13 protein-coding genes are annotated in these 12,636 nt (G+C 57.9%); 4 read left to right on the top strand and 9 right to left on the bottom strand.

Annotation, left to right across the window (positions count from 1 at the left end):
- Positions 1-7 precede the first annotated feature (7 nt).
- Both ACR0JI_RS13535 and ACR0JI_RS13530 read right to left on the bottom strand, forming a co-directional pair.
- Positions 8-1,333 (bottom strand): ammonium transporter, encoded by a 1,326-nt coding sequence (locus ACR0JI_RS13535; RefSeq protein ID WP_480494493.1) that lies wholly within the window; start codon positions 1,331-1,333, stop codon positions 8-10.
- Positions 1,334-1,366: 33 nt separating this feature from the next.
- Entirely contained in the window at positions 1,367-1,705 is a 339-nt protein-coding gene (locus tag ACR0JI_RS13530; protein WP_117871083.1) for a P-II family nitrogen regulator, read from the bottom strand.
- Between the two features lie 259 nt (positions 1,706-1,964).
- Between ACR0JI_RS13530 and ACR0JI_RS13525 the strand changes: the two genes are divergently transcribed.
- Positions 1,965-4,139, top strand: coding sequence for a transglycosylase domain-containing protein (locus tag ACR0JI_RS13525; protein ID WP_480494495.1), 2,175 nt, complete (start codon positions 1,965-1,967; stop codon positions 4,137-4,139).
- 70 nt (positions 4,140-4,209) lie between these two features.
- On the opposite strand, the gene leuB is transcribed toward ACR0JI_RS13525, so the two are convergent.
- A complete protein-coding gene (leuB, locus tag ACR0JI_RS13520) occupies positions 4,210-5,313 on the bottom strand; it encodes a 3-isopropylmalate dehydrogenase (RefSeq protein WP_480494496.1) in 1,104 nt (367 codons plus the stop codon).
- 91 nt (positions 5,314-5,404) lie between these two features.
- Between leuB and ACR0JI_RS13515 the strand changes: the two genes are divergently transcribed.
- Complete coding sequence (locus ACR0JI_RS13515; protein WP_480494498.1) at positions 5,405-5,932, top strand: redoxin domain-containing protein; 528 nt, start codon at positions 5,405-5,407, stop codon at positions 5,930-5,932.
- Between the two features lie 3 nt (positions 5,933-5,935).
- Here the strand turns inward: ACR0JI_RS13515 and ACR0JI_RS13510 are convergent, their stop codons facing one another.
- On the bottom strand, positions 5,936-6,829 hold the full coding sequence (locus tag ACR0JI_RS13510) for a LysR family transcriptional regulator (RefSeq protein ID WP_480494501.1): 894 nt from the start codon (positions 6,827-6,829) through the stop codon (positions 5,936-5,938).
- Positions 6,830-6,913: 84 nt separating this feature from the next.
- On the opposite strand from ACR0JI_RS13510, the gene ACR0JI_RS13505 reads away from it, so the two are divergent.
- Positions 6,914-7,816, top strand: coding sequence for a Rossmann-fold NAD(P)-binding domain-containing protein (locus ACR0JI_RS13505; protein ID WP_480494503.1), 903 nt, complete (start codon positions 6,914-6,916; stop codon positions 7,814-7,816).
- Here the strand turns inward: ACR0JI_RS13505 and ACR0JI_RS13500 are convergent.
- The gene (locus tag ACR0JI_RS13500) at positions 7,813-8,841 is read right to left on the bottom strand and encodes an endonuclease/exonuclease/phosphatase family protein (protein WP_480494505.1); all 1,029 of its coding nucleotides are present in this window, start codon (positions 8,839-8,841) and stop codon (positions 7,813-7,815) included. The two genes, ACR0JI_RS13505 and ACR0JI_RS13500, sit on opposite strands and share 4 nt — an antisense overlap.
- On the bottom strand, positions 8,838-9,668 hold the full coding sequence (locus ACR0JI_RS13495) for a hypothetical protein (protein ID WP_480494507.1): 831 nt from the start codon (positions 9,666-9,668) through the stop codon (positions 8,838-8,840). The genes ACR0JI_RS13500 and ACR0JI_RS13495 overlap by 4 nt, the downstream gene beginning before the upstream one ends.
- 105 nt (positions 9,669-9,773) lie before the next feature.
- Between ACR0JI_RS13495 and ACR0JI_RS13490 the strand changes: the two genes are divergently transcribed.
- Positions 9,774-9,977: a hypothetical protein gene (locus ACR0JI_RS13490; protein WP_480474697.1), complete on the top strand. Its 204-nt coding sequence runs from the start codon at positions 9,774-9,776 to the stop codon at positions 9,975-9,977.
- Positions 9,978-10,001: 24 nt separating this feature from the next.
- Here the strand turns inward: ACR0JI_RS13490 and leuD are convergent, their stop codons facing one another.
- The 3 genes from leuD to leuC are packed head-to-tail and all read right to left on the bottom strand — an operon-like array spanning position 10,002 to position 12,632.
- The gene (leuD, locus tag ACR0JI_RS13485) at positions 10,002-10,607 is read right to left on the bottom strand and encodes a 3-isopropylmalate dehydratase small subunit (RefSeq protein ID WP_480474698.1); all 606 of its coding nucleotides are present in this window, start codon (positions 10,605-10,607) and stop codon (positions 10,002-10,004) included.
- 41 nt (positions 10,608-10,648) lie between these two features.
- Complete coding sequence (locus ACR0JI_RS13480; RefSeq protein ID WP_480494509.1) at positions 10,649-11,191, bottom strand: HdeD family acid-resistance protein; 543 nt, start codon at positions 11,189-11,191, stop codon at positions 10,649-10,651.
- Between the two features lie 37 nt (positions 11,192-11,228).
- Positions 11,229-12,632: a 3-isopropylmalate dehydratase large subunit gene (leuC, locus tag ACR0JI_RS13475; protein ID WP_480494511.1), complete on the bottom strand. Its 1,404-nt coding sequence runs from the start codon at positions 12,630-12,632 to the stop codon at positions 11,229-11,231.
- Positions 12,633-12,636: the final 4 nt, after the last annotated feature.

Genomic DNA, 12,636 nt, shown 5'->3' with positions numbered 1-12,636 from the left:
GCAAGGCTTAGCCTTTCGAGAATTCGGGATATGCTTCCATTCCCAGTTCAGCCATGTCGAGGCCGTTGATCTCATCCTCTTCGCTGACACGGATGCCGACGGTGGATTTCAGTATCGTCCACAGGAACAGTGCGCCGACAAAGGTGAAAACGCCGTATGCGGCGATGCCCAGTAGCTGCGCGCCCAGACTCGCGTCACCGTAGAAGACGACGGCGATGGTACCCCAGATGCCACAGAACAGGTGAACCGGGATGGCACCGACAACATCATCGATCTTGAACTTGTCCAGCATCGGGACCGCGAAGACCACGATGATACCACCCACGGCACCGATCCACAGGGCACCGAACAGGGTCGGGGCCAGCGGTTCGGCCGTGATCGAGACCAGACCCGCCAGTGCGCCGTTCAGCACCATCGTCAGGTCGGGCTTCTTGTACAGAACCTGGGTCAGGACCAGCGCTGCAACCGAGCCCGAAGCAGCCGCCATGTTGGTGTTGGCGAAGATGCGTGACACGTCCGATACATCGCCCACGGTTCCCATCGCCAGTTGCGAGCCGCCGTTGAACCCGAACCAGCCCAGCCACAGGATGAACGTCCCCAGGGTTGCCAGCGCCAGGTTGGAGCCGGGCATCGGGTGAACTTTGCCATCTTTGTACTTGCCGATCCGCGGGCCTAGGATAAGGGCCCCTGCAAGCGCAGCCCAGCCACCGACCGAGTGTACGATGGTCGAACCGGCAAAGTCCGAGAAGCCCTTGGCATCCAGCCAGCCGCCACCCCATTTCCACGAACCGGAAATCGGGTACATGATGCCTGTCAGCACGATGACGAAGGCCAGGAAGGGCCAAAGCTTGATCCGTTCCGCCACGGCGCCCGACACGATAGACGCAGTCGCGGCCACGAACACAAGCTGGAAGAAGAAGTCCGAACCGACCGAAGCATAGTCCAGTGCCGCATCCGCCGGCGCAACACCAACCGCATCAAGCGTTGTGGTCGAGAAGAACGGGCCAAGCCAGCCCGTGATGGACCAGCCGTCGCCGGGATACATCAGATTGAACCCGATCAGCCAGTACATGATTGCGGCAAATGAAAACAATGCCACGTTCTTGATCATCTGCATGGCAACGTTCTTGGATCGTACCAGACCGCCTTCCAGCATGGCAAAACCTGCGGCCATGAAGAAAACAAGAAAGCCCGCCATCAGAAACAGCAGCGTGGTAAAGATATACTGGGTGTGCTGTGCCGCTTCGCCGGTTGCGGCGGCCTCTTGCGCAAGACCCATCTGCGGCAGCGCAACAATGGCGGCGGCAGGGATGAGAGATTTCATCAGGTTCATTGTCAGTCCTCGAATGATTGTGAATGGGCGCGCTTACAGCGCGTCCTCGTTGGTTTCCCCGGTACGCACACGCAGCGCCTGTTCGACATCGAGGACAAAAATCTTGCCGTCACCGATCTTGCCGGTCTTGGCGGTTTTGGTGATCGTCTCGACGATCTGGTCGGCCATTGTCGCAGGCACCACGATCTCAAGCTTGATCTTGGGCACGAAGTTCACCGCATATTCGGCCCCACGATAGATTTCGGTGTGACCGGACTGCGAGCCGAAGCCCTTGATCTCGGTTACCATCATGCCGCGCACGCCAGCCTCGGTCAGAGCTTCGCGCACCTCCTCCAGCTTGAACGGCTTGATTGTCGCAATGATCAGTTTCACGTCTTTCCCCTCTGGTTGTCCGGTGGGACCGGCTTGTTTGCACCTGCAGAAAAAAAGCGCGCCGCGACGCAGTAAGAAACGCTTTCGGGGCCAAAACCTGTCGGAAAATAATGCAAAGTTGCACAATTTTTGCACAACGCAGCCGTTGCGACTAATAATTGAGCACTATAGAGAGGGGAAATTCCGGAAAATCGGACCTCTACATACTGCGGTTGTCGAGGTATGGTGACCAAAAAGTATAACCGGGCAGAGTTTGAGCATGACTGAGTCCAAGCGCCGCAAGCCGACATTGGTCGCGGATAAACGGTACCCTTCGAAGGGCCGAAAACTGGCTGCGACCAAAAGCACGGCGGGCAAGAAATCGACGGTGCGCAAACCGACCACGCGCAAAACCACGCGCAGGATAACCCGTAAGTCATCAGGGGGCAAAGGCGGTGGTATCTTTCGCCGTTTGTTCCGGTGGATCTGGCGGCTGATCTGGGGCTTGACCTGGCGTGTAGGTGCGATTTCGGCCATGCTGCTCGCGCTGGCGGTGGGTATCGTCTACACCACGTTGCCGGATGTCGATGCCTTGCTGGATGGGCGCGCGCGGGGTTCCGTGACCTTGCTGGATCGTGATGGCAAGGTCTTTGCCTGGCGTGGCGATCAGTTTGGTGGGGTGATCACGGCCGATACCGTGTCTCCGCATCTGAAAAACGCGGTTGTCGCAACCGAAGACAAGCGATTTTACCGGCATTTCGGGGTCAGCCCGCGTGGCGTCGCCAGCGCGGTCAGCATCAACCTGAGCGAAGGCCGCGGGCCTTTGTCGGGGCATGGCGGATCGACAATCACGCAACAGACCGCGAAACTCCTGTGTCTGGGCGTTCCCTATGATCCCAGCGATTGGGATTCCGAGGCCGCGTATGAGGCCGACTGCCGTCAGGGCTCCTTGTGGCGCAAGGCCAAGGAAGCCGTCTATGCGCTGGCAATGGAGGTGAAATACTCCAAGGACGAGGTTCTGACGATCTACCTGAACCGTGCCTTTCTTGGCGCAGGCGCGCGTGGGTTCGAAGCCGCAAGCCAGCGCTACTTTGGAAAATCCGCCGCCGAGGTTTCGCCCGCAGAGGCCGCGATGCTGGCTGGTCTGCTGGTTGCGCCTACACGCTATGCACCGACCAACAACCTGCAACGGTCTCAGGATCGGGCGCGGCTGGTGATCGGTCTGATGGAGGATCAGGGATATCTGACCGCCGCACAGGCCAGCGAAGCGCGTACGCGACCAGCGCAACTGTCTGAAGCGGCAGCTGCCCGAGCGGGCGGTTATTTCGCAGATTGGGTTGTTTCGGAACTTCCCAGTTATTTTGGCGACAACACGACCGAAGATGTTGTAATCCAGACGACTTTGGATCAGCGGGTTCAGCGATCGGCGGAAGAGGCTTTGCAATTCATCTTTCAGGAAAAGGTGCGCGAAGGCTCCAAGGCGCAGGCGGCCATCGTGGTCATGTCCGCGGACGGAGCGGTAAGAGCCATGGTCGGCGGCCGAGAAACACGGGTTGCCGGGGTGTTCAACAGGGCCACCATCGCCAAGCGCCAAACCGGTTCGTCCTTCAAACCTTTTGTCTATGCCACCGCGCTGGAACTCGGCTATTCCCCGCTGGATACGGTGATGGATGAACCTTACTGCGTGGACATTCCCGGGTCCGGACAATGGTGCCCCAAGAACTACACCAACAAGTACTACGGGCGGGTGTCACTGGCGGATGCGTTGAAGAACTCGCTGAACATTCCGGCGGTGAAAGTTGCTGAGATATCTGGCTTGGATAACGTCCGCACGGTGGCCAGTGGTTTTGGGATTGCCAGCGATCTGGCGCAAGGGCCTGCCCTGGCGCTGGGCGCGTCGGAAAGCACGCTGATTGAGATGACGGGGGCTTATGCAGGTATTCTGAACGGTGGCTCTGCCGTCGAACCTTATGGCCTGACCGAGCTGAAGCTGCTGGGTGATGAAGCACCTGTCATGGTCACGACAACCGGTATCGGTGAACGGGTGATCAACGACGCGGCCGCCAAGCAGCTGACATGGATGATGGAACGTGTAGTGTCCGAAGGCACAGGTGGACGGGCAAAGTTGCCTGGCTGGCAGGTCGCGGGCAAAACAGGCACGACCCAAGCGGCGCGGGATGCGTGGTTCATCGGGTTTACTGCGGACTATGTAACCGGTGTTTGGATGGGCTATGACGACAACACGCCCCTGTCTGGTGTGACCGGCGGCGGTTTGCCCGCGGAAATCTGGAGAGAAACCATGCTGCGTGTCACCGAAGGGATGACACCGACACCCTTGCCGATGATGGCACCAGCACCGCCGGTTCAGGTCGCACAGCCACAGCCGCGTCGAAAGCGCGGAGGTTTTGCCGAGGACATCAACAATCTGCTGAAGAATATTTTTGGCGGAAACTAGAGCCTTCTTTGATGGAAAAAAAGGCGGTGCACTGGGCACCGCCTTTTTGCCATTTCGCTGATTGCGTGTTTCAGACGCTGGCATCCAAGGCCGCAAGGATCGCGTCGCCCATTTCAGTGGTTGATACGGGCTGAACGCCCTCATCTGCGAGCAGGTCGCCGGTGCGTACACCATCGGCCAGTACTTTCTCGATCGCGGCCTCCAGACGATCCGCTTCTTCGCCCTGATCAAAGCTGTAGCGCAGGGCCATGGCAAAGCTCAGGATACAGGCGATCGGGTTGGCTTTGCCCTGACCCGCGATGTCCGGGGCCGAGCCGTGGACGGGTTCATACATTGCCTTGGGTCGACCATTGGCCATCGGCGCGCCAAGAGAGGCCGAAGGCAACATGCCCAGCGACCCGGTCAGCATCGCGGCGCAGTCGGACAGGATGTCACCGAACAGGTTGTCGGTCAGGATCACATCAAACTGTTTCGGAGCGCGCACAAGCTGCATCGCGCCGTTGTCGGCGTACATATGGCTCAGCTCAACTTCGGGGTAGTCCGCTGCGACGCGGGTGACGACTTCGCGCCACAGGATGCCCGATTCCATCACGTTGGCTTTTTCCATCGAGCACAGCTTTTTGTTGCGGCGCATTGCCAGTTCAAAAGCCGAGCGCGCGGCACGTTCGATCTCGGATTCGGTGTAACGCTGGGTGTTGATGCCGACGCGTTCGTTGCCTTCCTCGAAGATGCCGCGCGGCTCACCGAAATAGACGCCCGACGTCAGTTCGCGGACGATCATGATGTCGAGACCGGCAACGATGTCTTTCTTTAGCGACGAGAAATCGGCAAGCGCGTCAAAACACTGCGCGGGGCGCAGGTTCGAATACAGGTCCATTTCCTTGCGCAGGCGCAGCAGGCCACGCTCGGGCTTCAGGCTGAAATCCAGATCGTCGTATTTCGGACCGCCGACAGCGCCCAGCAAAACCGCGTCAACCTCTTGCGCCTTTGCCATGGTCTCATCGGAGAGAGGCTTGCCGTGGGCGTCATAAGCGGCACCGCCCACCAGATCCTCGCTCACGTCAAATTGAAGACCACGATTGGCACCGAACCAATTGATGATTCTGCGCACTTCGGCCATAACTTCTGGGCCAATTCCGTCTCCGGGCAGGATGAGGAGCGAGGGGTTGGGCATGAAGGGTCTCCTTGCGTTTTGTTGCACAGGCCCTAGCGTCTGCGCAGCATCGGGTCAATGAGACAGACCTGTCAAAACACAAGGAAAATACATGCTGACACCTGGAAATCCGGTTCCTGCACTGAAAATTGAAACCGTCGCCCATGGCAGTTTCGACCTTGAGACCAACAAGGGCGAAAACGGAACGCTGGTGATTCAATATCGCGGATTGCATTGCCCGATCTGCATCAGACAGATGACCGAGGCCGAGGCGGCGCTGGACGATTTCGCGGCGCTGGGTGTCGAGGTTATCATGATCACCACCGATACCGCCGAACGTGCCGCTGAAACCGCCGCAAAAGCCAATGTTTCCCGCTTACGCGTAGGCCACAGCCTGCCCCTGTCTGAGGCGCGGGAGGGTTGGGGGCTGAACATCTCGACCAAGCGCGAAGGCAGTGCCGAACCAGACCTGTTCGCAGAGCCTGGACATTTCTACATCGCACCTGACCGGACGCTGTACTATGCTTGGCGACAGACCACGCCTTTCGGTCGCCCGTCGATGTCGGATATCGCGGGTGGTCTGAAGTTCACTTTGGGCAACAACTATCCCGCGCGTGGAACTTATACCGGCCCACTTTGACGCTCAAAGAGAGGCTTTGAGCCCTTCTGCCAACAAATCCCAGACCCTGCGGATACGCGGGGTCTGGCGCATGGCCTGCGGCGCAGCCAACCACACGGGCAGAACCGGGATTTCAACATCCAGCGGCAAGATTTCGACATCCGGGTCGGCTTCGGCCATCTGGACCTGGCTGAAGCCAATGCCGCATCCCGCGCGGATCAGTTCCCAATAGGCGCTTTGCAGATCGCAGCGGGTCGCAAAACTGTTGCGGCTTGCGGGCCACCCTTTTTCTCGCATTGCCTTGATGATTTCCTGATTGGCGTCAAACCCCACTAGGTCGTGGGAAAAAAGTTCTTCGGGTGTCTTGGGGCGTCCCCTACGGTCGAGATAGGACTTGGCCGCGCAAAAGCATAGCGGCACCTCCCCCAGATATCGCGAAATGATATCCATCTGCGCCGGGCGATACATGCGAACGGCAATATCCGCCTCGCGGTATAACAGGTTTTCCGTGGTGTCTGTGGCGACCAGCTCAAGTTGAATGGCGGGTTCCTGCCTTCGGATATACGCCAGAATCGGTGGCAGCAGGTGATGCGACGCGAAGACCGAAGCGGTGATGCGGACCGAGCCTTCAAGTTGCTGCGACTGCCCTGCGGCGGCAAGGCTGAATGCAGTCATGGCGCTGTGCATTTGCTGCGCCATCGGCAAAAGCTGGGACCCTGCCACGCTCAGTTTCAGGCCGCGCGCGTGCCGGTCGAACAAGGATACGCCCAGTTCGGTCTCAAGGCTTTGTACTTGTCGTCCCAATGTGGGCTGGCTGCGATCAAGGTGCCGTGCAGCGGCGGACAGGGACCCCGTTTCGGCCACGGCCAGAAAGCTCTGGATCAGAGACCAATCCGCATGTGTCAGTGCTTTGTCCATTCAAAATTGAATACACATTCTGCATTTCTCGGCAATTCAATACGTGCATTGAATGGATAGATTGGTCTGAAACAGGAGGCATCAATGACACAAACTGCACTGATACTCGGCGCATCGGGCCGGTTTGGGCGCAATGCTGCAAAGGCGTTTCGGAATGCAGGCTGGGCCGTGCAGACATTCCGTCGCGGGTCCGGTTCTCTTTCCCAGGCGGCAAAAGGGGTGGATGTCATCGTAAACGGGTGGAACCCGCTCTATCCTGATTGGTCGCGTGAAATGCCCGACCTGACCAGACGTGTGATAGACGCCGCGTCCGAGACCGGAGCCACCGTACTGGTTCCCGGAAACGTCTACGTTTTTGGACCGGACACGCAAGGCCCATGGTCCGGCCTTACACCGCACTTGGCCACCAATCCGCTTGGCCGTATCCGGATCGAGATGGAGGAGGCGTATCGCGCTTCAACCGTCAGAACGATCCTTCTGCGTGCGGGTGATTTCATTGACACCGAGGCATCTGGAAACTGGTTCGATCAGGTCATGATCAAGCATCTGTCGCGCAATCAATTCGTGTATCCCGGAGATCCAGAAGCTTTGCACGCCTGGGCCTATCTGCCTGATCTGGCCCAAGCTGCCGTCGCGCTGTGTGAAATCCGAAAGGATTTGCCGCGGTTCTGCGATGTTCCTTTCGCTGGCTATACTCTGACCGGAACTGAGATCGCGCAGTCTTTGTCGAGAGTGACTGGAAGGGACATATTCGTGAAGCCTATGCAATGGTGGCCATTGCAGCTGGCGCGACCATTCTGGCGCATGTCCTCACACCTGATTGAAATGCGGTATCTGTGGCAGGTGTCGCACCAGTTGGACGGATCGTACCTGACCGAGTTGCTGGGTTCTGTGTATCAGACAGATCTGGATGATGCATTGCGTTCTGCGATCTCACCCAGCCAAGTGGCTTTGCCCTATGCGAACGGAGAGACGGTCACGCCTTAGGGCAGGGTGACGTCAACCCAGACCAATCGGTGCCTGCTGGCGCGCAGGGCAGATTCGTATAGCTTACTGCCTTCTTTCGGCCACGTAACACCGGCGTCCGAAATGCGCAGGTCGGCGGACGGCAACACATAATCCACGCGCATTTCACCCGTGGCCTTCCAAGCGACCGTTGAGGTCGAGCCTGACGGGTCTTTCGGCAGCGGGTCTTGCAAACGCGGATGGGCCAGAAGGGACTGAATGGCCTGTTTACGGCCCTCCCCACGCGTTGGGTCAAGGTTGGCATCGCCGGCGATCAAAAAGGGACTTTCGGGGACTGGCCCCAGTTCACCGTTCAGTAAAACGGACCAGAGCCGGATCTCATCCTGATTGCGCAAGCCATTTCGATCCTCGGGCCCATCGAAAACGGGTGGCGTCGCATGAAGGGTCATCAAGTTGAGCCGCCCATAAGGGGTTTCGATCGGTACAACCCAGTGTGCGGTCGAAGACAGGCGTTGTATCTGATGTGCCGCGTCAGACGGGAAGGGTTGCCCGTTTACTCTAGGCAAGGTGGCGCCCGGTAAACTCCGCCACAACAGCTCGGAATAATCCTGAACCTCGGCGGTGATAATTTCGTATCGCGACAACACCGCCAACCCACCCTGACCGGTGAACTGCCCCCAGCCTTGCGCGTCGCCGGGGCCTTGGGTCTTGCCATCACCGTCCAGATCAAGCGAGGTTTCCAGGCCGGCATTGGGTTGTGTGGCAAGGTAATATCCATAATCAAGCCCCGCGTTGCGCAGTTTCCCAATCAGGGCGATTACAGCGGTATTGTTCAGGTCCCAATCGATACCCTGAAGGGCGATTATGTCAGGGCGCGCAGACGCAATAACGTCGACAACGGCCAGAACTTGCGCGTCATCGCGTTGAATGTCGCGAAGCAACAAACCGGGACCATTTCTGCTAAGCTCGGTATTATAGGTGGCAATGCGCACGACTTCTGCCTGTGCCGCAAAGGGCAGCCATAGCAGACACAAGATGCGGATCATGCGGTCTGTGTTGACTCGCTGGTCGAATAGGCGCGGCGTTTTTCCATGATCAAGCCCGCGATCCTGAGGGTCGCCATGCCGCGCATGATCATGCTGGCGGGCAGGAAGGCCCATGCGCTCATGGTCCAGATCAAGGTCTGTGGATTCCCGAGGGAGATCGGGGCGATCACACTGCTCATCAACTTGATGATCGCCGGAATGAGGAATGGCAGCAGAATGCCGATACAGATGTTCAGGCGGCCATCCCTTTGAAGGCGCATAACGACATCACCCCCTTTGGTCGGGTCAAACAGCGGCAAGTTTGTCCACACATTGAAGGCACCATTGCCGGTTGGCCATCCCCGAACCCTGACCGCATAGGCAAAGCTGACAATCGTGGCCAAAGCCGCAACATAAGCCACGCTGGCCGTGATGCGGACCAATTCGATCAAGGCGTGGCTGGCATCCGGGGGTAACATCAGCACGATGAGGCGCACCGGAGAATAGGGGAAGTCCACCACATTTGCGACAGCCAGGCCAACCGAATAAGAGAATGTGGTCAGCTGCGTTGGTTCAAAGGCGTTTTTGCAGATCAGCGTCAGAAAGGTGACCATCGACATCAGGCCGACAAACCGAAGGCGATTGACCGGGGGCGCGTCACGGAATTCGATAAAGCTGGGAAATGCGGAATTGTATTCGGCAAAGGTCAGGATAAACGCGAGGATCGCGAGAAAGACCAGTATCTCGGTCCCGTTCGTAGATGAGACAGGCAGGTACAACGCAGGTGTCAGCACCATAAGTGCAACAAGTATACCGCGTATAGCCGCCCCTGTTGTGCGCGCAATCACTATCCGAACCCTTTTTCAAACCGGATCAGCCGATCTTTGTCGACTTGTTTCCAACTTGTGCCCGTCGCTTCGTCTGACGTTGACGGATGCCTCTTTAGCGTCAACATGAACGATAAGCGGCATTTTGCTCAAGCCGAGGTGCAGAAAACACGTGATTTCGGGCAAAAAGATGGCGCAACTGGTGCGGTATTGCATCATTTTCGACGCAAATCCGACGTGTATCTCAAATTGATACCCACATGTTGTGGTTTTCAAAAAATCAACCCCAAGAATGCGAGCGGGGCCGCCTTGGCGACCCCGTCAGGTTGAGTATCCACAGATTCGCCCCCAGAATCACACCCAGGGACGGGCCTGACTGGCGTGATCCTCGAACTTGTCGATGTGATGATCTTTTTCCATCGTCAGCCCGATATCGTCTAGACCATTCAGCAGGCAGTGCTTGCGGTGAGGATCGATTTCGAAATCGATCACGACGCCGTCCGATGTGGTGATCTGCTGATCTTCCAGATGTACGGTCATGCGGGCGTTTTCGCCTTTATGCGCATCATCCATCAGGATCGCGTGGTGTTCTGCCCCGACAACGATCGGCAGAATGCCGTTCTTGAAACAGTTGTTGAAGAAGATGTCGGCAAAACTGGTCGAGATCACGACCTTGATGCCGAAATCCTTGATCGCCCAGGGCGCGTGTTCGCGCGAGGACCCACAGCCGAAGTTGTCGCCTGCAACCAGAATCTCGGCCTCGCGATAGGCGGGCTTGTTCAGGACGAATTCTTCATTCTCCTGACCGTCATCGTGATAGCGCATCTCGTCGAACAGAACGATGCCCAGGCCGGACCGTTTGATGGTTTTCAGGTGCACTTTCGGGATGATCATATCGGTGTCGATATTGATCAGCGGCATTGGGGCGGCCACCCCGTGGACTTTTTCAAACTTATCCATGTTCACACTCCTGCGGGAGAGGGCCGCGCCCAGGCCCCGCGTTAAGCTTGTTTCGTTTCTTTTGGAGCGTCCTTGACGAAGAACGCCATGAAGACAAGGCCGAGCCCGTTAAAGATCATTTCGATCCCCAGCAGGATGCCCAGCAATTGCAGCAGCACAGAAGGATCCATCGCGGCAAAGCGCCAGATCAGGATCGCCAGAACAATTGACATGATGCCCGAGACCAGCGTCGCCCAGAAATACTGTGTTCCGCGCATCTGGAACGATAGGATCACTCGGGCAATGCCGCCAGCCATGAACAGGATCAGGCAGACGGTTGCCAGCGTCAGCGTTCCTTGCAGTGGGTGATCCAGAAAGGACCAGCCCAGAAACAGCATCACGACACCCATGATAAATGACAGTATCTTGTTGCCGGTCCCTTCGACTGTGAAGCCGCCAACAACCTGCAATGCGCCAGAAATCAGCAGCAATACACCTGTGACCACCGTCACGGTAATTGATGCCACGACCGGTGCGCCCAGCACAAAGATGCCGAACAGGATGGACAGAAGTCCTAGCAATAGCCATTTTGTCCAGTCACTCATGTCTTCAATCCCTCAAATATCCAGTTATGAGGGCAGCTTACATCATTTCACGGACGTCTGTCAGCCGTCCTGTGATTGCCGCTGCGGCGGCCATTGCCGGGCTTAGCAGGTGGGTACGCCCGCCCCGGCCTTGACGGCCTTCGAAGTTGCGGTTCGAAGTCGCGGCGCAGCGTTCACCCGGTTGCAACTGGTCGGGATTCATTGCCAGACACATCGAACATCCTGCCAGACGCCATTCGAAACCGGCTTCTTTGAAGATATCCGCCAGACCTTCTTCTTCGGCCTGCGCGCGGACCAGACCGGAGCCCGGAACGACCATGGCGCGTATGCCGTCCTTGATCTTTTTGCCCTTCAGAATCTCGGCGGCAGCACGCAGGTCCTCGATCCGGCCGTTGGTGCACGAGCCGATAAAGACGGTGTCGATCTCAACTTCGCTCAGCTTCTGACCGACCTTCAGCCCCATGTATTCAATGGAGCGGCGGGCCGCGTCGACTTTGCCGCCTTCGAAATCTTCGGGGTTCGGGACGGTCGCGGTGATCGGCAGAACGTCCTCGGGGCTGGTGCCCCAGGTCACGACCGGCGCGATGTCCTCGCCGCGCAAGGTGATGACCTTGTCGAAATGCGCGCCTTCATCAGTAAAGAGCGTTTTCCACCAAGTCAGAGCCGCTTCCCATTGCGCGCCCTTCGGCGCGTGCGGGCGGCCTTTAACGTAGTCGAACGTTGTTTCATCCGGCGCGATCAGACCGGCACGAGCACCGCCTTCGATTGCCATGTTGCAGACGGTCATGCGACCTTCCATCGACAGATCACGGATTGCTTCACCGCAATACTCGATGACATAGCCGGTACCGCCAGCGGTGCCGGTCTCACCGATTACGGCCAGAGTGATGTCCTTAGCGGTCACGCCCGGTTGCAATTTACCGGTGATTTCCACCTTCATGTTCTTGGACTTCTTCTGGATCAGCGTTTGCGTTGCCAGAACATGCTCAACCTCAGACGTACCGATACCGTGAGCCAGCGCGCCGAATGCACCATGGGTCGCTGTGTGGCTGTCGCCGCAGACAACGGTCATACCCGGCAGGGTCCAACCCTGTTCCGGGCCAACGATGTGGACAATGCCCTGGCGCACGTCATTCACCGGGTAGTAGTGAATGCCGAAATCCTTGGCGTTCTTGTCCAGCGCTTCGACCTGAATGCGCGATTCCGGGTTTTCGATCCCGTTCACGCGGTCCGGCGTGGTCGGCACGTTGTGGTCCGGTACGGCGATGGTCTTTTCCGGCGCGCGCACCTTGCGGCCTGCCATGCGCAGCCCTTCAAAAGCCTGCGGGCTGGTGACTTCGTGCACCAGATGGCGGTCGATATAAAGCAGGCAGGTTCCATCATCGGCTTCGTGCGCGACATGGGCATCCCAGATCTTGTCATAGAGTGTCTTGGGGGACATTGGT

It is taken from the genome of Ruegeria sp. N10 (genome assembly GCF_056531545.1).
This window is presented reverse-complemented; position numbering and strand designations above follow the sequence as displayed.